This is a genomic window from Streptomyces longwoodensis, assembly GCF_001514125.1.
Classification (GTDB): Bacteria; Actinomycetota; Actinomycetes; order Streptomycetales; family Streptomycetaceae; genus Streptomyces; species Streptomyces longwoodensis.
The window spans coordinates 15,724-36,805 of record NZ_KQ948552.1 but is presented as its reverse complement, the minus strand read 5'-3'; the positions used below and the strand labels follow the sequence as shown (position 1 = coordinate 36,805).

The 21,082-nt window shown below is 75.4% G+C and carries 16 protein-coding genes and 1 pseudogene; 12 read left to right on the top strand and 5 right to left on the bottom strand.

What is annotated here, in order from left to right; translation table 11 throughout:
* Nucleotides 1-16 precede the first annotated feature (16 nt).
* Nucleotides 17-2,293 carry an MMPL family transporter gene (locus AQJ30_RS12610; RefSeq protein WP_067232766.1) on the top strand — a complete coding sequence of 759 codons (2,277 nt, stop codon included), beginning with the start codon at nt 17-19 and terminating at the stop codon, nt 2,291-2,293.
* Here AQJ30_RS12610 and AQJ30_RS12605 read toward each other — a convergent pair.
* Nucleotides 2,250-3,365, bottom strand: coding sequence for a PP2C family protein-serine/threonine phosphatase (locus AQJ30_RS12605; RefSeq protein ID WP_067232764.1), 1,116 nt, complete (start codon nt 3,363-3,365; stop codon nt 2,250-2,252). The two genes, AQJ30_RS12610 and AQJ30_RS12605, sit on opposite strands and share 44 nt — an antisense overlap.
* Nucleotides 3,366-3,638: 273 nt before the next feature.
* Between AQJ30_RS12605 and AQJ30_RS12600 the strand changes: the two genes are divergently transcribed.
* Nucleotides 3,639-4,526, top strand: a complete 888-nt coding sequence (locus AQJ30_RS12600; RefSeq protein WP_067232762.1) for a GNAT family N-acetyltransferase — start codon at nt 3,639-3,641, stop codon at nt 4,524-4,526.
* Nucleotides 4,527-4,565: 39 nt separating this feature from the next.
* Here AQJ30_RS12600 and AQJ30_RS12595 read toward each other — a convergent pair whose 3' ends face one another.
* Nucleotides 4,566-5,471 (bottom strand): Gfo/Idh/MocA family protein, encoded by a 906-nt coding sequence (locus tag AQJ30_RS12595; RefSeq protein WP_067232760.1) that lies wholly within the window; start codon nt 5,469-5,471, stop codon nt 4,566-4,568.
* Between the two features lie 300 nt (nt 5,472-5,771).
* Between AQJ30_RS12595 and bdeA the strand changes: the two genes are divergently transcribed.
* From bdeA to AQJ30_RS12545, 10 genes and pseudogenes are all read left to right on the top strand, one after another.
* On the top strand, nt 5,772-6,710 hold the full coding sequence (gene bdeA, locus AQJ30_RS12590) for a bis(hydroxyethyl) terephthalate hydrolase (protein ID WP_067232757.1): 939 nt from the start codon (nt 5,772-5,774) through the stop codon (nt 6,708-6,710).
* 220 nt (nt 6,711-6,930) lie between these two features.
* Nucleotides 6,931-9,804, top strand: a complete 2,874-nt coding sequence (locus AQJ30_RS12585; RefSeq protein ID WP_079083994.1) for a helix-turn-helix transcriptional regulator — start codon at nt 6,931-6,933, stop codon at nt 9,802-9,804.
* Between the two features lie 67 nt (nt 9,805-9,871).
* Nucleotides 9,872-11,140, top strand: a complete 1,269-nt coding sequence (locus tag AQJ30_RS12580) for a PucR family transcriptional regulator (protein WP_067232754.1) — start codon at nt 9,872-9,874, stop codon at nt 11,138-11,140.
* 288 nt (nt 11,141-11,428) lie between these two features.
* Nucleotides 11,429-12,313 carry an ABC transporter ATP-binding protein gene (locus tag AQJ30_RS12575; protein ID WP_079083992.1) on the top strand — a complete coding sequence of 295 codons (885 nt, stop codon included), beginning with the start codon at nt 11,429-11,431 and terminating at the stop codon, nt 12,311-12,313.
* Complete coding sequence (locus AQJ30_RS12570) at nt 12,310-13,113, top strand: ABC transporter ATP-binding protein (protein WP_067232753.1); 804 nt, start codon at nt 12,310-12,312, stop codon at nt 13,111-13,113. Before AQJ30_RS12575 ends, AQJ30_RS12570 begins: the two co-directional genes overlap by 4 nt.
* Nucleotides 13,110-14,006 (top strand): branched-chain amino acid ABC transporter permease, encoded by an 897-nt coding sequence (locus AQJ30_RS12565; protein ID WP_067232751.1) that lies wholly within the window; start codon nt 13,110-13,112, stop codon nt 14,004-14,006. The genes AQJ30_RS12570 and AQJ30_RS12565 overlap by 4 nt, the downstream gene beginning before the upstream one ends.
* On the top strand, nt 13,999-15,138 hold the full coding sequence (locus tag AQJ30_RS12560; RefSeq protein ID WP_067232749.1) for a branched-chain amino acid ABC transporter permease: 1,140 nt from the start codon (nt 13,999-14,001) through the stop codon (nt 15,136-15,138). Before AQJ30_RS12565 ends, AQJ30_RS12560 begins: the two co-directional genes overlap by 8 nt.
* Complete coding sequence (locus tag AQJ30_RS12555; RefSeq protein WP_067232747.1) at nt 15,135-16,400, top strand: ABC transporter substrate-binding protein; 1,266 nt, start codon at nt 15,135-15,137, stop codon at nt 16,398-16,400. Before AQJ30_RS12560 ends, AQJ30_RS12555 begins: the two co-directional genes overlap by 4 nt.
* A gap of 237 nt (nt 16,401-16,637) precedes the next feature.
* Nucleotides 16,638-17,495, top strand: a complete 858-nt coding sequence (locus AQJ30_RS12550) for an aldo/keto reductase (protein ID WP_067232745.1) — start codon at nt 16,638-16,640, stop codon at nt 17,493-17,495.
* A gap of 100 nt (nt 17,496-17,595) precedes the next feature.
* Nucleotides 17,596-19,070 (top strand): annotated as a pseudogene (locus AQJ30_RS12545) (ABC transporter ATP-binding protein).
* A 268-nt stretch (nt 19,071-19,338) separates the two neighbouring features.
* Here AQJ30_RS12545 and tgmB read toward each other — a convergent pair.
* The 3 genes from tgmB to AQJ30_RS12530 all read right to left on the bottom strand — a co-directional run bounded on the left by tgmB (nt 19,339) and on the right by AQJ30_RS12530 (nt 21,070).
* Nucleotides 19,339-20,328 (bottom strand): ATP-grasp ribosomal peptide maturase, encoded by a 990-nt coding sequence (gene tgmB / locus AQJ30_RS12540; protein ID WP_067232743.1) that lies wholly within the window; start codon nt 20,326-20,328, stop codon nt 19,339-19,341.
* Nucleotides 20,329-20,344: 16 nt separating this feature from the next.
* Nucleotides 20,345-20,536, bottom strand: coding sequence for a putative ATP-grasp-modified RiPP (gene tgmA, locus AQJ30_RS12535; RefSeq protein WP_067232740.1), 192 nt, complete (start codon nt 20,534-20,536; stop codon nt 20,345-20,347).
* Between the two features lie 192 nt (nt 20,537-20,728).
* Nucleotides 20,729-21,070, bottom strand: coding sequence for a DUF1232 domain-containing protein (locus AQJ30_RS12530; RefSeq protein WP_067232738.1), 342 nt, complete (start codon nt 21,068-21,070; stop codon nt 20,729-20,731).
* Between the last annotated feature and the right edge of the window lie 12 nt (nt 21,071-21,082).

The following is a 21,082-nucleotide window of genomic DNA, read 5'->3' as shown; positions in this document are numbered from 1 at the left end:
AGAGGGCGGTGGTCCCATGAACGCCACCACCGGCGCCCCGGCGGACGGACGGGGGAAGGCCGCCAAGGGCGGACTGCGCAGGCTGGGCGAATGGTGCGCCCGGCACTTCCTCGTCGTGATCATCGCCTGGCTGGTCGCCCTGGTCGCGCTCCAGGTCCTCAGCCGCACCTGGGGCGGCACCTACTCGGACAACTTCGCCCTGTCCGGCGTGCAGTCGCAGCAGGGCCTCGACGTCCTCAAGCAGCACGACCCGCAGGCCGGCGGCTACAGCAGCCAGATCGTCCTGCACGACGACAAGCAGTCGCTGACCGCACTGGGCTCGCAGATGTCCACCACGGTCGGCGACCTGCAGAAGCTGCCCCACGTGCTCGCCGTGCAGAACCCGCTGTCCACGCCCGCCTCCCCGGTCGGGCCGCTCTCCAATGACGGGCGCACCGGCTACGTGACCGTCCGCTTCGACGTCCAGCCGTCCACGCTGGGCGACGGCTACCTCGACGGCGTCGACCACGCCGTGCAGCCGCTGCGCGCGGCCGGCACTCAGGTCGAGTACGGCGGACCGCTCGGCGAACTGGCCCGGCCCGCCGCCGACGACCGGGTCAGCGAACTGATCGGCTTCGCGGTCGCGATCGTCGTGCTGCTGGTCGGCTTCGGCAGTGTCATCGCCGCCGGGCTGCCGCTGCTTTCCGCGCTGATCAGCGTCGTCGGCGGGCTGGCCTGCCTCGGCCTGCTCGCCGCCGCCTTCACCTTCGCGACCGTCTCCCCGACCCTCGCCACCATGATCGGCCTCGGTGTCGGCATCGACTACGCCCTGTTCCTGATCACCCGGCACCGCCAGGGCCTCATCGACGGCGCCGATCCGGTGCGCTCCGCCGGGCACGCCACGGCGACCAGCGGGCGCGCCGTCCTGGTCTCCGGCACCACGGTGATCATCGCCCTGGCCGGTCTGTACGCCTCCGGGGTGAGCTTCATCGGGAAACTGGGCCTGGCCGCCGCCGTCACGGTGGTCTCCGCCGTCGTCGGCGCGCTCACGCTCGTCCCGGCCCTGCTCGGCCTGATCGGCCGGCACATCGACCGCTACAAGGTGCGCCGCCCGGTCGCCGAGACCGACGCCGAGCCGGGCAGCACGCCCCACGGCACCTGGCACCGCTACGCCCAGCGCGTCGAGCGCCGGCCCTGGAGCTTCCTCGCCGCCGGCGTGGCCACCGTCGCCGTGCTGGCGATCCCGGTGTTCTCGATCCAGCTCGGCCACATCGGCGACGGCGCCGACCCGACGTCGTTCACCGACCGGCGGGCCTACGACCTGATGACCGACGCCTTCGGACCGGGCTCCAACGGACCGCTCACCGTGGTCGTCGACCAGACGAAGGTGCCCTCCGACCAGCGCTCGGCCCTCGCCACCCAGGCCCAGAAGACGCTGAGCGCCGTCCCCGGGGCGGCCACGGTCACCCAGCTCACCCCGACCGAGGACGGGGACGTGCTGATCGGCACGGTCTACTCCAAGCAGGCCCCGCAGGACGCCGCCACCACGGACCTGACCAACCGGCTCGTCGACCACACCCTGCCCGACGCCGTCTCCGGCACCGCCGCCCACGGCTACGTGACCGGCACCACCGCCGCCCAGGTCGACTTCCGCGACATCGTGGCGAGCCGGCTGCCCCTGATCATCGGCGTGGTCGTGGCCCTAGCCTTCCTGATCATCCTCGCCGTGTTCCGCGGCCTGCTCGTGGCGGTGAAGGCCGCCGTCCTCAACGTCCTGTCCATCACCGCCTCCTACGGCGTGGTGGTGGCCGTCTTCCAGTGGGGCTGGGGCGGGCCCGCGCTCGGCGTCTCGGGCAAGGTGCCCATCGAGAGCTACGTGCCGATGATGATGTTCGCGATCATCTTCGGCCTGAGCATGGACTACGAGATCTTCCTGCTCTCCCGCGTCCACGAGGCGTGGCTGCGCACCGGCGACGCCAAGGCGTCCGTGGCCCACGCCCTGGAGATCACCGCGCGGGTCATCACCTGCGCCGCCCTGATCATGGTGAGCGTGTTCGCGGCGTTCATCGTCAGCGACAACATCGTCGTGAAGATGCTGGGCCTCGGCCTCGCGGTCAGCGTCCTCATCGACGCCACCGTGGTCCGGCTGCTGATGGTGCCCGCCGTCATGACCCTGCTCGGCCCGCACGCCTGGTGGACTCCCCGGTGGCTGGACCGGGTGTTGCCGCACATCGACGCCGAGGGGGAGGACGAAGAGGCGGCCGACGGGGTCAGCGGGGCGGCGGCGGGAGCGGATCGAGCACGAGCATCGTGACGTCGTCGCGGACCTCCGTGGCGTGCCGCAGCACGTCCGCCCACACCCGGTCCGCCGTCGCCGCCGGGTCGGGGTCCGCGAGCGCGGGCAGCCGCTCCGTCAGCGGGTAGAACGCGTCCGCCGCGTCGCGGGCCTCCCACACCCCGTCCGACGCCACGACCAGCTGGTCACCGGGCCGCAGGTCCAGCGTGAACACACCGGACCCGACCGCCTCGGGCAGTCCCATCCCCAGGGGCAGGCAGGGAACCGCCTCCAGCTGCGTGGCGGTGCCGTCCCGCAGCAGCACCGGCGGCGGGTGCCCGCACGCCACCCCCCGGACGCGGGCCGAGTCCGGCGGGAACTCCAGCAGCACCGCCGTCGCGAACAGCTCCGCGTACGCGCTGCGCGACGAGTCCACCACCAGCCGCCGGTCCAGGCGCGCCGCCACCGACACCAGGTCAGGCAGGTCGAGCACCGCCTCCCGGAACGCCCCCAGCAGCCCGGCCACCGTCGCCACCGCCGCCAGCCCGTGCCCCTGCACGTCGCCCAGCACGGCCCGCACCCCGTACGGGCTCTGCCGCACGTCGAAGAAGTCGCCGCCCACCAGCGTCCCGCGCTCCGCCGCCCGGTACAGGCCCGCGCACCGCACGGGACCGACCCGCTCGGGCACCGGCGGGGCCACCGCCCGCTGCGCGGCCTCCGCGATGGTGCGCTCGGTGTCCAGCTGGACGTCCCGCCGGCTGCGCACGTACGACACGAAGACGCTCAGCAGTGCCACGAACAGCACGGTGAGCAGGTCGGCCTGACCGGGCCGGTTCAGGTGGAAGACCGACGACGTCAGGATCACCAGCACAGCCGCGCCGAGGCCGGCGGTCGCCAGCGGCCCGTAGGACAGCACGGCCAGCGGCGGGATGGCGCCGAGCAGGAAACCCAGGTCCTCGGCGTCGGAGGTCAGCAGGGCCGCCACCCCCACGCCCGCGGTCAGCGCGAGCGGCAGGGCCCGCACCCACAGCGGCGGCGGCGCTCCCTGCAGCCAGCCGCGCCGCTCCCCGTCCCGCGGCGGACGCACCGCCGGACCACCCACTCTGCGCACGCCCTCAAGGCTCCACCACGGGCCGCCGGGCCGCATGCGGAGACCGGGCGGGGGGAGCGGGGCCGTGCGGGGCGCCGGGCAAGCGCGGTGCGGGAAAACCGGTGGCCGTGCCCCGCGGGCGCCCCCTAACCTCCTCGGTGCACGCCGGACAGCGAACGGAAGGAGGCGGGCGCCATGGACCTCACCCCCACGTCGCGCTCCCTCCCCGCCGTTCCGGCGTGCCAGGTCTGACCGACCGGGAGCGCGGACCACCCCGCAACCCCGGAGGAATCCGTGACCGACCTGGTCATCCGCGCGCTCGACGCGCGCACCGCACCGCTCTTCGACACCCTGCCCGACCCCCTCGACCAGCGCGGGGCGCACCGGCTCACCCGGCACCGGCCCGACTGGAAGCGGGTCGCCCTGCGCGCCGGCCGGGTCGTCGCCCGCGGCGCCTGGTGGGGCGGGCCCGACGACACCAGCCCGCTCACCGTCGACTGGTTCGACGTGGCCGACGGCGAGGAGGCGGCGGGCGCCGAGCTCCTGCGCACCGCGCCCTGGCGGGTCGGCCTGGAGCTGACCCTGCCGACCGGCTGGCGGGAGGACCCGGTGCGGCGGGCCGCCGCCGGGGCCCGGTTCGCCGCGGCCCGCGCCGCCGGGTACACGCTCCTCGTCGAGCGCTACCGCTACCGCTGGACCCGGGCGTGCGGCCTGCCCGAACGGCCCGGTCGGCTGCGGTTCGCCCCCGAACCGGACGACGGGGTCTTCCTCGACGCCCTGCGCCGCATCCACGCCGGCACCCTCGACGCCCACGCCCGCGCGGCCATCGCCGGGGGCGGGAGCGACCGGGCCGCCCGGGAGGAGCTGGACTTCCTGCACTGGTTCCCGTCCCCGCGCGCGTGGTGGCAGGTGGCCCGCACGCCCGACGGCGACCTCGCGGGCATCCACGTCCCCGCCCACAACCCCGAGAGCCCGTGCGTCGCCTTCGTCGGGGTGCTGCCCGGACACCGCGGCCACGGCTACGGGTACGACCTGCTGGCCGAGTGCACCCACCACCTGGCCGCCCACGGCGCCGAGTCCGTCGCCGCGGCCACGGACCAGGGCAACGCCCCGATGGTCTCCCACTTCGCGCGGGCCGGTTACCCGGTCCTCGGCGAGCGGGTGCACTTCACGGCGGGGTGACACCCCGGCCCGGGCGGCCCTTTGTCGACGAGACGCCCCCTAGGGAGTGTCCAGCACTCCCTGGGCGGTGCCGTCCAGCAGGGACTGCGACGCGGCCAGGATCTCGGTGACGCGCAGCGCGAAGGCCGCGTCGCACGGGTCGGGGCTGCCCGACGCGGCGGCGGCGAGGAGCGCGTCCGCCGCCCGGGCCAGGGCCTCGGCCGCGCCCTCGGCGGTCTCCGGCAGCCGGGTCACCCCGGCCGCTCCCCGCAGCTCCACCGTGGCGCCCGCGGCGGCCGGCGGGGCGGTCAGGCTGAGCGTGGCCGTGCTGGTCGTGCCGCCCTCGTGCTCCAGGACCAGGTGGACCGTGTCGCCCGGGCCGTGCGCCGCCGCCGCGATCCGGGACACGTCGCCCAGCACCGGCAGCAGCACGGACAGCGCGTGCGGGCCGACGTCCCACAGGGCGCCCTTCTCCCGCCGCCACGGCGACGCGGCGAACGGGCTGTCGCCGGTGAACACCGCGCCCAGCCACTCCGCCCGCGCGGTGAACCAGCCGCCCTCGTCCGCCTGCCGCGCGATCCACTCCGCGGTCTCCGGCCGGAACCGGGTCGTGAAGAACACCACCGACGCGACCCCCGTCGCCCGCGTCGCGTCCACCAGCGCACGGCCCTGCTCGACCGTCAGCGCCAGCGGCTTGTCGAGCAGCAGGTGGCACCCCGCCCGCGCGGCGCGCTCCGCGAGCGGCGCCTGGACGTCCGGGGGCAGGGCGACGGCCACCGCGTCCACGTCGGCGAACAGCGCGTCCACGTCGTCGTAGGGGCGCGTGCCGTGCCGGTCGGCCAGTTCCTTCGCGGCGTCGGCGCGCCGCCCCCACACGCCGACGAAGTCCAGGCCGCCGTGGGCGGCGAGAGCCGGGGCGTGGACCATCCGCGCCCAAGGGCCGGTGCCGAGCAGACCGATGCGCATGCCGTTGACTCTCCTCGCTTCCGTACGACAGGACGGCCGACGGACACCGGCCGCTCCGCAGCGAGCGTCGCACACCCGCCCGGGCGGACGGACGGCCACCCCGGCGGTCGGGGTGACGACGGGGCGGTCACGAGACCGGTGACATTGCCGGTCCCCGCGGCCCGGTCGGCGGCCCACAGTGGCACCGCCATCCCAACAGCGGTGCTCCGCCGGCCGGCCGGACGGCGGGGGCCCACCCCACGGGACCCCGTCCGGCGCGAACGGCCCGGCGGCACGCCTCGACCGAGAGGACCACCCTCCGTGCAGCAGCACACCCGCACCGGCACTCCCCACCGCGCCCCGGTCCACCCCGGACCGGCCCGGCGCGGGGCCCGGCGTCTGGCCGGCGCGGCGGTGGCGATCGCCGCCACCGTCGGCCTCACCCTCCTCGGCGGGCCCGGCGCCCACGCGGCGGACAACCCCTACGAGCGCGGCCCGGCGCCGACCACCTCCAGCATCGAGGCCCTGCGCGGCCCGTACGCCGTCTCCGAGACGTCGGTGTCCTCGCTCGCCGTGACCGGCTTCGGCGGCGGCACGATCTACTACCCGACCAGCACCGGCGACGGCACGTTCGGCGCGGTGGCCGTCTCGCCCGGCTACACCGGCACCCAGTCGTCCATCGCCTGGCTGGGCCCGCGCCTGGCCTCGCAGGGCTTCGTGGTGTTCACCATCGACACCCTCACCACGCTCGACCAGCCCGACTCGCGCGGCCGGCAGCTCCTCGCCGCGCTGGACTACCTGACCGAGCGCAGCTCCGTGCGCGGCCGGATCGACGCCTCCCGGCTCGGCGTGATGGGCCACTCGATGGGCGGTGGCGGCAGCCTCGAGGCCGCCAAGTCGCGTCCCTCGCTCCAGGCGGCCATCCCGCTGACCCCCTGGAACCTCGACAAGACCTGGCCCGAGATCACCACGCCCACCCTGATCTTCGGCGCGGACGGCGACACCATCGCCCCCGTTGCCAGCCACGCCGAGCCGTTCTACACCACCCTGCCGTCCTCGCTGGACCGCGCCTACCTGGAGCTGAACAACGCCACGCACTTCACGCCGAACTCGTCGAACACGACGATCGCGAAGTACAGCATTTCGTGGCTGAAGCGCTTCATCGACAACGACACCCGCTACGAGCAGTTCCTCTGCCCGCTGCCCCGGCCCAGCCTGACCATCGACGAGTACCGCGGCAACTGCCCGCACACCTCCTGACCCCGGGGCACCCCAGCGGCGGACGCGCGATCGGGCGCGTCCGCCGCGCCGTGCCCGCACGCCTGTGCCGGCGCACCGCGGCGCGGGTCCGGCGTTGGGCGACGGCACAGTCCCGTGCGCGGGACGGCCCGCCAACTCCCAGCTCGCGCCCGGGACCCGTGGCGGACCGGCACGGACGGAAGGCTTCCGGTCCACGTCACGCGCTCGTAACGTCACGGGGATGACCGGACAGACGACCGTGCGTCACACAGCCCCGGCGGTCGTGCGCCGCGACCGGCCGACCGCCGTCCCGGAGCGGGCCGAGGCGCCCGTGGCCGCGGGGGAGGCGCGGCTGGTGACCGGTGAACCCGGGTGCGGCCGCAGCCGGTTCCTTGACCGGGCCGCCCGCGCCTTCACGGCCGGGCCCGTGGTGCACGTCCGCGCCGACCCGGCCGCCGCCACCGTGCCGTACGCCGGACTGCGCGCCCTGCTCGGGCTGTTCGCCGAGCCGAACGCCCACCGGCCCGCCGCACCACCGCGCAACGGGCGCCACGCGCTCGACCCGCTCGACCCGCTCGAGGCGCCGTCGGCCGACGCGGCCCTGCGGTCCGCCCTGCGCACCGCCTCCGCCGACGGCCCGCTGCTGGTGTGCGTCGACGACGCGCACCTGTGGGACCCCGCATCACGGGCCGCGCTCGGCCGCCTCGGCAGGGACCCGCGCGCCGCCGGCGCCGTCGGCCTGCTGCTCACCGCCCCCGGACACCGCCCGCTCGACCCGGAGTTCGCCGGGATCCCGCCGCTGCGCCTCGACCCGCTGACGGCCGCCGCGTCGGCCGCGCTGCTGGACGAGGAGACCGGCGGGAGCCTCGACCGCGGCGTCCGCGACGACCTCGTGGCCGAGGCGGAGGGCAACCCCGCGCTGCTGCTCGCCCTCCTCCGCTCGCTCACCCCCGCGCAGCTGCGCGGGCACGCCCCGCTGCCCCGGCCCCTGGCCGACGCCGAGCTCCTGACCGCCCTGGTGGGCGGCTGCCCGAGCGCCCTCACCGCCGGGGAGGAGCATGTCCTGCTCACGGCCGCGGCCGCCGTACGGGAGGCGGAGGACGGTTCGGCGGCCGTGGCGCCCGTGCGGCGGGCCCTCGCCCGGCTCATCGGCGGGGCTCCCGCCGCCCGCCTCGATCCACCCCCGGACCTGCTCGTCCTCGGCGACGGACGGCTCCGGTTCCGCAGCGCCCTGGTGCGCAGGGCGCTGTACGCACGCGCGGGGGAGCGCGGACGGCGGGCCGCGCACCGGGCACTGGCCGCGCAGGAGACGGGCCTGCCCGGGCTGCTGCACCACGCCTGGGCGGAACCGGCCGACGCGGCCGCGGCGACCGACGGCGCTGCCGCCGCCCTGGCGACCGCGCTGGCGGCGGCCGCCGCCGACCCGGCCGTCCCCGCGTCGCCCCGGCTGCGGTGCGCCGCGCTCGCCCGGGCCGCCGACCTCACCGGCGACGGCCCGGACCAGGCCCGCCACCGCCTGGCCGCCGCGCAGCAGGCGCTGCTCGCCGGGCAGCCGCACCGGGCCCTGCGCCTCCTCGACGCGGTACGGAACGGCGCCCCGGACGTCGAGCTGCGGGGGCGGGCCGAACTCCTGCGCGGCGCGGCCCTGCTGCGCGACGGGCCGGTCGACGAGGCCCGGGCCACCCTGCTGCTGGCCAAGAGCCTGCTGGCCGCGCACGCCCCCGCCGCGGCCCTGGCCGCCACCCTCGGCGCCGCCGACGCGGCCTGGGCGGCGGGCGACGTACCGGGCTGCCTGGAAGCACTGGCGGAGGGACGCGGGGAGAAGGAGCCGGAAGCACCCAGTGGGACTTCCGCCGGTCCGGGCGCCGCGTCCGCTGACCCCGCCGCCTCCCTCGCCTCCGGCGACGACGTCCTGCGCGAACACCGCCGGGGCATGCTCGCGCTGCTCGAAAGACGGTTCGGGGCGGCCGAACGGTCGTTGCGGCGGGTCGTGGACGCGGCGGCGCCCGGCGACCGGGTGGAGACGCTGCTGCGGGCCGCCGCCGCGGCGCTGCTGATGGGCGACCTCGTCGGTGCCCGCGGAGCCGCCACCGCGGCCCTGGTCGCCGCGCGGACGCAGGGCGAGGCGGCGGCGCTGGGCCCGGCGCTGGAGTACCTGGCGTACACCGAACTGCGCGCCGGACGGCACGGGCTGGCCCGTACGCACGCCGAGGAGGGGCTGCGGGCCGCGCACCGGGCCGGGCAACGCAACACGGCCGCGCACCACCACGCGGCGCAGGCGCTGGCCGCGTCGATCGACGGCGACGCCGACGCGGTGGCCCGGCACGTGCGCCACGCCCAGGACATCTCCCTGCGGCACGGCCTCGCCCAGGCCGCCACGCTGGCCGAGTGGGCCCTGGCCCGCGCCGACCTGGGCGACGGCCGGCCGGCCGAGGCCGCCGACCGGCTCGGCCCGCTGGTGCGGCCGGGACCCGGGCGTGGGCACTTCGCGGTGTGGATGCTGGCGGTGCCGTGCTTCGTGGAGGCGGCCGCACGGGCCGGGCGGGGCGGCAGCGCGGGACCGGTCGTGGAGGAGTTCGCCGAGTGGGCCCGGTTCGGCGCGGACCCGCAGGCCCCGGCCCAACTGCTGCGCTGCCGCGCCCTGCTGGCCCCGCCGGACCGCGCCGACGGGCTCTACGAGAGCGCCCTCGCCCTGCACGACACGGCGGGCGGCGACTTCGAACGGGCCCGGACCGAGTTCCTGTACGGGCAGTGGCTGCGCCGTCGGCGGCGGCTGCGGGAGGCACGCGACCGTCTGGGCGCGGCGCTCGTCGGCTTCGAACGCTGCGGCGCGCGGGCCTGGGCCGAGCAGGCGCGGGCGGAGCTGCGCGCGAACGGGACGTCCGCGGGCGGCGCGCGCGCCGGGGACCTGTCCGCGCTCACTCCACAACAATTGCGCATCGTCCGCCACGTGGCCGGCGGGGCCACCAACCGGGAGATCGCCCAGGCGCTCACCGTGAGCACCCGCACTGTCGACTACCACCTGCGGAAGGTGTTCGCCGCGCTGGGCGTGCGCTCCCGAGTCGAACTGGCCCGGCTGGTCGAACAGACCGAAAAGACCCCCGCACACCCCTAGGGACCGACCGGACGGTATGTCATCCTGCGGGGCAGGACGACGCAGGCGATCCCCGGGGAGGACAGCCATGCAGTACGCCGTACGGCCACGCGCCGCCGTGCGCCCCGCCCCGTTCGTGCCGGCCGTGCGGCCGCGCCCGCGGCGGGGCCGCTCGCTGATCGACGCGGACGCCCTGGACGTCCTGCACCGCGCGGCCCGCGTCCTGCTGGACGACCTGGCCGACCTCACCGACCGGCTGGTGACGGCGCTGCAGGAGCAGGAGCCGGCCTACCGGGCCACCTGCGACCACGACAGCGGCGCCACCTGGCAGGAGGTGCACCGCTCGCTGCGGCACAGCGTGGCCTCGCTGCTCGACCCGCGCGCCAGCCGCGAGGCGGCCCGCCGCTGCTCGTGGAAGATCGGCGCGACCCGGGCCGAGCAGGGGCTGCCGCTGGACGCGCTGCTGCACGCCTTCCGGCTCGGCGGCTCGATGGTCTGGCAGGCGCTGGTCGAGGAGACCTCCCGCACCGCCCCGGAGGACGTACGGCTCCTCGTGCACGTGGCGGCCGACGTGTGGAACTTCGTCGACGAGCACTGCACGCTCGTGGCCGACGCCTACCGGCAGACCGAGCGCCGTCTGGCCTGGCGGCGGGAGAACCGGCTGCGCATGCTGGCCGGCGCCCTCCTCGACGGCAGCAGCCGCATCGCCGACCTGCCGGAGACCGCCGAGGCGCTCGAACTGCCCGAGCAGGGGCGGTACGTCGTGGTCGCCGTGACCGGCCCCGCGGACGGCGCCGCCGCGCGGGCCGCGGTCGCCCGGGACGCCCGGGTGCACTGGCACACCGGGGTCGACGTGGACCACGGCATCGTGCTACTGGCGGACGACGATGACCCGGAGCGCTGCCTGCCCGGCGCCGACGACCCGGTGCCGGGCGCGCGGATCGGCATCGGCACCGCCGTCACGGGCCTCGCGGCCGTCGGCGACGCGCGCCGGCTCGCGGACACGGCGCTGCGGATGTGCCCGCCGTCCGGCGGCACGGTCCGGCTCACCGAGCACCTGCCCGCCGCCCTCGTCATGGCGGCACCCGAACTCGGGCAGGCCCTCGCCGACCGGGTCCTCGGACCGCTCGCGCCCCTCGAACCCGCGGACGCCGAGGTGCTGCTGGAGACGCTGGAGGCGTGGCTGGAGTGCGACGGCTCCGCGCAGCGCGCGGGCGAACGGCTCTACTGCCACCGCAACACCGTCCTGAACCGCCTGCGCCGCTACGAGCAGCTCACCGGCCGCTCCCTCACCCGCCCCGCCGACATGGTCGAGATCAGCCTGGCGCTGACGGCCAGGCGCCTGCGTTCCCAGTGAGCCGACGGGTGCCGGGGGCAGCCCGAACCCGGTGAACCGGCGGGTGCCGATGGGCGCCCGCACCCGTGAGCCACACCTGAGCCGAGGGCGCCGACCGGCCCCTCGGCCCTCTTCCGCTGCCCGCCCCCGCCCCCGCCCCCTGGGCACCCGCACAGCCCGCCCCGCCGGTCGCTGGGCCCGCGCAGCGATCCCGCTCCGCGATCTGTCGCCGCCCGCGCCGCCGTGCTGTCGTGAGCACCCCTTCCCCCCGAAGCGCCGTGCCGCACCGGCACGACCCGAGGAGCCGCGATGCCCCAAGCACCACCGCAGGAACGGCCGGCCCTGCACGTCGAGGACGTCGACGTGATGTACGGACAGGCCGTGTCGGCCCTGCGTTCCGTGTCCCTGACCGTCCCGTACGGCGGCATCGTGACCCTGCTCGGGGCGAACGGAGCCGGCAAGACCACCCTCCTGCGCGCCGTCTCCGGCACGCTGCGGCTGCACCGCGGCACGGTCACCGCCGGCCGCATCCGCTACGGCGACACCCCGCTCGACGGCCGCGACCCGGTGGCCGCCGTCCGCGCGGGCGTCGTACAGGTCCCCGAGGGGCGGCGGGTGTTCGCGGGGCTCAGCGTGGAGGAGAACCTCCGCAGCGGCGGCCTCGGCCTCGGCCGGCGCGCGCCCGCGCAGGTCCGCGAGGCCCGTGACCGCGTGTTCGGCCTGTTCCCCGTGCTCGCCGAACGCGGCCGCCAGGCCGCCGGGCTGCTGTCCGGGGGCGAGCAGCAGATGCTGGCCATCGGGCGGGCGCTGATGGCCGCGCCGCGCCTGCTGCTCCTCGACGAGCCCTCGCTGGGGCTCGCCCCGCTCATGGTGCACCGGATCGCCGAGGTGATCCGCGAGATCAACGCCCAGGGCACGGCCGTGCTGCTGGTCGAGCAGAACGCCGGCATGGCCCTGTCCCTCGCCGACGACGCCCACGTCCTGGAGGTCGGCGAGATCCGGCTCTCCGGGTCCGCCGACGACCTCGCCCGCACCGACGCCGTACGCCGCCTGTACCTCGGCGAGACGACGGAGGAGACGACGGGCGCAACGGCCGTGGGGACGGCGGACGGGACGACCACCACCCCGGCTGCCGCCGCCCCGGACGCCGCCCGCCCGGTCACCGACCCCACCCGCGACCAGGGGGCCGCGTGAACGACCGCACCAGCGCACCGCCGCCCGCCCTCGCCGTGCGGGACGTCACCGTGCGCTTCGCCGGACTGACCGCCCTGGACACCGTGTCGTTCACCGTCGCCCCGGGCTCGGTGCACGCGCTCATCGGCCCCAACGGCGCCGGCAAGTCGACCTGCTTCAACGTGCTGTCCGGCCTGTGCCGGCCCGCGGCGGGACGGGTTCTGCTCGGCGACACGGAGCTCACCGGACGCCCGCCCCACCGCATCGCCGCGCTGGGCGTGGCCCGGACGTTCCAGAACATCGTCACGACCGCGGGCACGGTCGCCGACAACCTCATGCTGGGCCGCCACGCCCTGTCGCGGGCCGGATTCACCGCCAGCGCCCTGGGCCTGCCCCGAGCCCGGCGCGAGCAGCGCGAGCACCTGGCCCGCGCCCGCGAGATCGCCGAACTCGTCGGCCTGGGCGCGCACTTCGACGCACCCGTGGCGCTGCTGTCGTACGGCGACCGCAAGCGCGTGGAACTGGCCCGCGCCCTGTGTCTGGAGCCGCGCGTGCTGCTGCTCGACGAACCGGTGGCCGGCATGAACGGCGCCGAACGCGCGCGTACCGCCGAGGTCGTGGGCACCGTGCGCGAGCAACTCGGCCTGTCCGTCGTGCTCGTCGAGCACGACATGGGCCTGGTGATGCGCCTCGCCGACGAGGTCACCGTCCTCGACTTCGGCCGCCCGATCGCCCACGGCACCCCCGACGAGGTCCGCCGCCACCCCGAGGTGCTGCGCGCCTACCTCGGCACCGGCGCGGACGAGGAGGACGCGGCATGACCGCATTCCTGGACAACACCCTCAGCGGCCTCGCCCTCGGCGCGGTCTACGCGCTCGTCGCCCTCGGCTTCGTCGTCATCTTCAAGGCGTCCGGGGTGCTGAACTTCGCCCAGGGCTCCCTGCTGCTGTTCGGCGGGTACCTGGTCGCCGTCCTGCACGACGACCTGGGCTTCGCGGGCGCCCTCGCCGTGGCCGTCCTGACCACCGGACTCCTGGCGGGCGCCGTGGACCGGCTGCTGCTGCAGCGCGGTGGCCCCGACCCGGCGGCCGCCCCGGTGCAGACCATCGTGACCATCGGCGTCGACATCGTGCTGGTGACCGAGCTGTCCCGGCGCATCGGCGGCGACCTGCTGTCCCTCGGCGACCCCTGGGGCGACGCGGTGACCGAGGTCGGCCCGGTCACCGTCGCCGACAGCCGGATCGCCGCGATCTCGGTCTCCGCCGTGGTGATCGCGGCGGTGTTCGCCCTGTTCCGGTTCACCCCCTGGGGCCTGTCGCTGCGCGCGGCGGCCGAGGACACCGAGGCGGCCGCGCTGATGGGCGTGCGGCTGAGCCGGGTGCGGATGCTCGCCTGGTGCCTGGCGGGCGCGCTCGCCGCGCTGGCCGCGGTGTTCCTGGCCGCGTTCCCGGCACCCGGCCTGGAACGCACCACCGGGCAGATCGCCCTGAAGGCGTTCCCCGCCGCGATCCTCGGCGGGATGGCCTCCCCGGCCGGTGCCCTCGCGGGCAGCCTCGTCATCGGTCTGACCGAGGCGTTCGTCGCGGGCTACCAGTCCGACCTGCACGTCCTCGGCGAGGGCGTCGGCGACGTCGCCCCCTACGCCGTGATGATCGCGGTGCTGCTGGTGCGGCCCACCGGACTGTTCGGCGCGAAGGGAGCGGTCCGTGTCTGACCCGATCCGCACGACGGCCCGGCTGCTGCCGCCGTTCCTGCTGCTCGTCGCCCTGCCGTTCTACCTCGACGCGTTCTGGCTGCGCATCGGCCTGTTCTCGATGGCCGCCGCGATCGGCGCCGTCGGTCTCGGCCTGCTGTGCGGGACGGCCGGCCAGCTCTCCCTCGGCCACGCCTTCTTCCTCGCCGTGGGCGCGTACGGCTACACGTGGTTCGCGGGCGACCCCGGCCTGGGGCTGCCGCCGCTGCTCGCGCTGCTCCTGGCCGTGCTGCTGGCCGGTGCCGCCGGCGGGCTGTTCAGCCCCGTCGCCGGGCGGGTCAAGGGCATCTACCTGGGCGTCGCCACCCTGGCGCTGGTCTTCCTCGGCCACCACGTCCTGCTCACCGCGGACTCGGTGACCGGCGGCTTCAACGGCCGCTCCGTGCCACCGCTCGCCGTCGGGTCGTTCGCCTTCGACCTGGAACCGCAACTCGTCGTCCTGGGCGTGCCGTTCGGCGCCGAGGAACGCCTGTGGTACCTGGGCCTGGCGCTGTTCGCGCTCACCTGGTGGACCGCGCGCGGCCTGCTGCGCGGCCGACCCGGCCGGGCGCTGACCGCGCTGCGCGACAGCGAGACCGCCGCGTCCGTGATGGGCGTCGACGTCGCCCGCTACCGCTCGGCCGCGTTCGTCGTGTCGTCCATGTACGCCGGGCTGGCCGGGGCGTTCCTGGCGCTGGCCTTCCGCCGCGTGGTGCCGGACTACTTCGGCCTCACGCTGTCCGTGGACTACCTGGCGATGATCGTCATCGGCGGCCTCGGCTCGGTCGCGGGGGCGACCGCGGGTGCCGTGTTCGTCACCGCGCTGCCACTGCTGATGACCCGCTACGCCGACCAACTGCCTCTGGTGGCCTCGCCCGGCACGACCGACGGCGGGGTCGGCCCGACGGAGGCGGCCCGCTACCTGTACGGCGCGGCCATCGTCGTGATCCTCCTGTTCGCCCCCGACGGCCTGCACGGCCTCGTCCGCCGGCTGCGCGCCCGCCTGCGCCGCCGGACGGGTCCCGTCCGGCCGCCGTCCGCCCCCGGACCCGACCCCGCCCCGGCCCCCACCCCGTCCGCCTCCGCCGTACGAACCAAGGAGCACACCCCGTGAACGTCACCCACCGCACCCCGGGCCTCGCCCTCGCCTCGGCCCTCACCGCGCTGCTCCTCGCGGCCACCGGATGCAGCTCCAAGGCGGACGACAGCGGGACGTCCGACGGCGCCGACGGCGTCAAGGGCGGCCCCGGCGTGAGCGCCAAGACCGTCCGGCTCGGCGCCCTCACCGACCTGACCGGCCCCTACGCCACCCTCGGCAAGAGCATCGTCCAGGCCCAGCAGATGTGGGCCGACCAGACCAACGCCGACGGCGGGATCTGCGGCCGCAAGGTGGAGATCGTCGTCAAGGACCACGGCTACGACGTGCAGAAGGCGGTCACCGCGTACGCCGACATCGCCCCGGACGTCGTGGCGCTGCCCCAGGTCATCGGCTCCCCGGTGGTCGCGGCCCTCCTCGACGACGTCGAGCGCGACCACCTGCTCACCTTCCCGCAGGCCTGGGCCGCCTCCCTGCTCGGCCACCCGTCCGTGCAGGTGCTGGGCACCACCTACGACGTCGACATGATCGCCGCCGTCGACTTCCTCACCCGCACCAAGGGCCTGGAGAAGGGCGACAGCATCGGCCACGTCTACTTCGAGGGCGACTACGGCTCCAACGCCCTGGCGGGCTCCACCTGGGCCGCGCGCAAGACCGGCCTGAAGGTGGTCGGGCAGAAGATCAAGGCGACCGACACCGACCTGTCCGCGCAGGTCTCCGCGCTGCGCGCGGCGGGCGTGAAGGCCGTGCTGATCAGCGCCGGTCCCGCGCAGACCGCGTCCCTGGTCGGCGTCGCCGCGTCCAAGGGCCTGAAGGTGCCCGTGGTCAGCAGCGCCCCCGGCTTCGCCCCGCAGCTGATGAAGACCCCGGCCGCGCCCGCGCTGGCGGGCCTGCTGAACGTGGTGAGCGCCGCTCCGGCCGTCAGCTCGGACCTGCCCGGGGTGCGCCGCATGGTCGCCGCGTACCAGAAGAAGTACCCGGGCGCGCTGGTCGACTCGGGTGTGCTGTCCGGGTACAACGCCGCCGAACTGCTCGGCGCCGACCTCAAGAAGGCGTGCGCGGCGGGCAGCCTCGCCCGCGAGGACGTCGTCAAGGCGCACCGGTCGCAGAAGAACGCCGACACCGGCCTCGGCACCCCGCAGGACTTCTCCGACGTCACCCGGCCCGCGAGCCTGAAGACGTACGTGCTCAAGCCGGACGCCCAGGCCGTCGGCGGCCTCGTCCAGGTCGAGCAGGCGCACGACGTGCCGGGGGCGCAGGAGTACCTGGCGAGCCGCTGAGACCACCCCGTCCCCCCGGAGCCGCCGACCGAGCAGGGGGGTGTCCCGGCCCGTGTCCCTCACACGGGCCGGGATTCAGCACTGTGCCTGCTGAATGCGTTCGGATTCCTCCATTGGACCTGTGCGCGGCACGGCGAGAGGCTGGACCGCGGTCCGGCGTCCCGTGACGCCCGCGGGGCGCGGGGTACTCACCGTGTCCGAGCGACAGCCGAAAGAGCCGAGAGGGGTCGACAGCCCATGCACACCCGCCGCATCGGTGACGTGGAGGTCAGCGCGATCGGACTGGGCGGAATGCCCATGTCGATCGAGGGACGGCCCGACGAGGAGCGCTCCCTCGCCACCCTCCGCGCCGCGCTGGACGCCGGAGTGACGCTCATCGACACCGCCGACGCCTACCACCGCGACGCCGACGAGGTCGGCCACAACGAGACCCTGATCGCCAAGGCCCTCGCCGGCCACGACCGGGGCCGCGACGTACTGGTCGCCACCAAGGGCGGCCACCTGCGCCCCGGCGACGGCAGCTGGACCCTCGACGGCAGCCCCGCCCACCTCAAGCGGGCCTGCGAGGAGTCCCTGAAACGGCTCGGCGTGGAGGCCATCGGCCTCTACCAGTTCCACCGGCCCGACCCCCGGGTGCCCTATGCCGAGTCCGTCGGCGCCCTGCGCGAGCTGCTCGACGAGGGCAAGATCCGCATGGCCGGCGTCTCCAACGCGAACCCCGACCAGATCCGCGAGGCGAACGACGTCCTCGGCGGCCGGCTGGTCTCCGTGCAGAACCAGTTCTCCCCGGCCTTCCGCTCCAGTGAGCCGGAGCTGCGCCTGTGCGACCAGCTGGGCATCGCCTTCCTGCCCTGGAGCCCGCTCGGCGGCATCTCCCGCGCCGCCGAACTCGGCTCCGCCTACGCGCCGTTCGCCCGGATCGCCGAGGCGCACGGGGTGAGCCCGCAGCGGGTCTGCCTCGCCTGGATGCTCGCGAAGTCACCGGTGGTCGTGCCCATCCCGGGCGCCAGCCGGCCCGAGACGATCCGTGATTCGGCGACCGCGCCCGAACTGCGGCTCAGCGCCGGGGAACTGGCGGAGCTGGACGCCGTCTGACGTCCCATGAGGGACCGTCCCCGCCAGGTGCACGGCGAGCCCCGGCGGACGGGGGAGAAGCGCTTGCCGACACCTGGCACCCGGGGAGGGACCACCGCTCATGGCGTCGACGCCGGCCGGCCCGCTCGACCACCGCTACCGGGGCGAACACCAGGTCCGCACACTCGCCTACCTGCTGCGCGCCGACCGCCGCCACCTCGCCGCGGCGGTCGTCGTGTTCACCGTCAAACACAGTCCGATCTGGCTGCTGCCGCTGATCACCGCGTCCATCATCGACACCGTCGTCCAGCACCAGCCGGTCTCCCGGCTGTGGACGGCCACCGGCGTCATCGTGGTGATCCTGCTCGTCAACCACCCCCTGCACGTGCTGTACGTCCGTCTCCTCCACGGCAGCGTCCGCCGCATGGGCACCACGCTGCGCTCCGCGCTGTGCACCCGCATGCAGCAACTGTCCATCGGCTACCACTCCCGGGTCAGCGCCGGCGTCCTGCAGGCCAAGGTCGTCCGGGACGTCGAGACGGTCGAGCAGATGGTCCAGCAGACCGCCGAACAGGGCCTCGGCGCCACCACCGTGCTGATCGGCGGACTCGTCGTCATCGCCGTGCGCACCCCCGAGTTCGTGCCCGTCTTCCTCGTCGTGGTCCCCGTCGCCACGCTCCTGGTGACCCGCCTCAGGTCCCGGCTGCGCGCCCACAACGAGCACTTCCGGCACGAGGTGGAGACGCTCTCCTCCCGCGTCACCGAGATGACCCGGCTCATCCCCGTCACCCGCGCCCACGGCCTGGAGGGCAAGGCGCTGCGCCGCATGGACGGCACCCTGAGCCGGCTGCTCACCTCCGGGATGCGCCTGGACCTGGTCAACGGCCGCTTCGGCTCGCTGGCCTGGGTGGTCCTCAACGTCATCGGCGTCGCCGTCCTCACCGCGGCCGCGCTGGTGTCGTACTACGGCGTCTGGGGCGTCACCCCCGGCGACGTCGTCATGCTCAGCGCCTTCCTGACCACGCTCACCAACTCCACCACCACGCTGACCAGTCTGGCCCCGGTCATCACCAAGGGCCTGGATTCGGTGCGTTCGGTCGGCGAGGTGCTCCAGGCGCCCGAACTCGAGGACAACGAGGGCAAGATCCGGGTGACCGGCGTGCGCGGAGCCGTCGCCTTCGACCGCGTCGGCCACACCTACGAGGACGACGGCCGCCCGGCCGTGCGGGACTTCACCCTGGAGGTCGCCCCGGTGAGACGGTCGCCCTGGTCGGCGAGCGCGGCGCGCGCCTGTCCGGCGGCCAGCGCCAACGCCTCGCCATCGCCCGCGCGTTGATCCGCGACCCCAAGGTCCTCGTGCTCGACGAGGCGACCAGCGCACTGGACACCCGCTCCGAGGCACTCGTCCAGGAGGCCCTGGCCCGGCTGCTGCGCGGGCGCACCACGTTCGTCGTCGCCCACCGGCTGTCCACGGTGCGCGGCGCCGACCGCATCGTCGTCATGGAGGACGGCCGCATCCGGGAGATCGGCACCCACGAGGACCTGCTGCGCCGGGGCGGGGCGTACGCGGCGCTGCACGGCGGGCAGGTGGCCTGAGGTGGCGGGGGCGGGGGCCGGCCCGCCGGGGTCCCGCCCCGGCAGCCCCGAATCCGCCACGCCCTAGGCCGTGTCCGCAAAGTCCCTCCCCCAGAGGGGGGACCCCCAGCCCTGCGACGCCCGGCACGCACTCTCGCCGCACCGGGCGAACACCCGAGTACGGCCAGTACGCGGGTGTCCGCCCGGCACGCCGAGAGCACGCACCGGACGCCGCAGGGCCCGCCCTCCGGGCGGACGACGGGACTTTGCGGACACGACCTGGCGCCCCTCAGCGGTACAGCGCGCCGCTGGTGCCGCCGCCGCAGGCCGTCCCCGCCTCGGGTTCCTGCCCCGCCAGCCACTCGGCGATCGTGCGGGCGATCGGCTGGCCCGTCTCCACCTCCACGAAGCCGAACTGGCCCGACTGGTTGCACTCCAGGAACCACCAGGTGCCGTCCGCGTCCTCCGCGAAGTCGAAGGCGCCGTAAGCGAGTTCCGCCTGCCGCAGGTAGTCCCGCACCCCCTCGGCGACCCGCGGCGGCACCTCCACCGGGGTCCACGGCGTCGCCGCCGAGGCGAAGCGCACGTCGACCTCGTCCGGGTCGGCGTCCGGCGGCGTCACCTTGCGCGCCGCCAGCAGCCGTTCGCCGACCGCGGTCAGCCGGACGTCGGCCCGCTTGGCGACCCTCCGCTGGAGCAGCGTCGGCCCGAAGGCCACCGCCGTGAAGTCCGTGTCCGGTGCCACCCGGCTGGTCGGTACCGCCCGCGGCGGCTCCTGCGGGTGCGCCCCCGACACCGGCTTGACCACCAGGTCGGGGAACCGGGCGGCGAACTCCCGCGCCGCCTGCGGGAACGTCGTGATGAGCGTGGCCGGCACGGGCAGCCCGCAGCGCTGCGCCAGCCGGAGCTGCCACGGCTTGTGCCGGGCCCGGTGGGACGCGTCCGGGTGGTTCATCCAGCGCGCGTCGGTCCCGCGCAGCATGCCGTACAGGGCCTGTGAGGACTCCTCGCTCAGCCAGTCCGAGGGCTCCGGCACCCGGGACGCGGGCACACCCGGCCGGCGCACCCACACCGACCGCAGCCCCTCCATGCCGACCAGCCGCCCCGAGGCCCACAGGTGGCCCCGGAAGGCCCCGTGCACGTACTCGCCCGAGAGGGCGACCCCGCCGGTCAGGTCGGCGGGGTCCAGCCGGACCACGGGAACCCCCGAGGCGTTGAGGTGGACCACCACCATGTCCGCCGTCACGTCTTCTTCACTGGTCAGGATCAGCACCGTCATCGACGCCGGACCGTGTTCAGTCGTCGAAGTGGGTCTTCGAACCCGCGGTGGAGGTAGTGGTCCCCAACTCCCGGAGCAGGGCGTGGTCCGAGGCTGCGATCCGGCCGTCCAGGAGTACGTTCAACTGCAGACCGGAGTCGTAGGCGTACGGAGTGGTGACCTCCAACTCCGCCGCCGGGCGTGCGTAGTTGAGCGCGAACGGTTGCATCGTCTCTCCCTTTTCGGTGCTGCGCCGACCGAGCCGTCGTTGCCGTGTCGCCGCTTCGCCCGCTGATCTTCTGGGCTTCCTCTTACTTATACGAATCGAACGGGTGATTGGTTTCCTTACACTGAGTAATCACGACGCGTTCGGCGCCCCGGTCCTGAGACGGCGGAAAGGGGCGCGGAGGTTGACTCGACGTCAGAGGGAGCGGCCCGGCCGGTGGCCGGGCGCGGTGGCGCGCACCGTCCGGGGCCGCTCGGGCTCCGGTTCGGCGAGAGGGGCGAGCGGGGCGCGCAGACTGCGCAGGGCGAGCAGGAGCACCCCGATGTCGTCCAGGTAGACGGGGTCGGGCACCAGGTCGGTCGGCAGCACGAGGTACAGGAGCGCACCCCAGAAGACCCAGCGCCGCCCGGTCGGAAGCCCGGCCCGGCGCAGGTCACGCCGGGTGCGGACCAGCCGTACGGCCAGCCGGACCGCGACGACGAGCACGACGGCCGCGAGGAGCGCGGCGATGACGAGCACGATGGTGGTCGTGTCCACGGGACCCTCCCC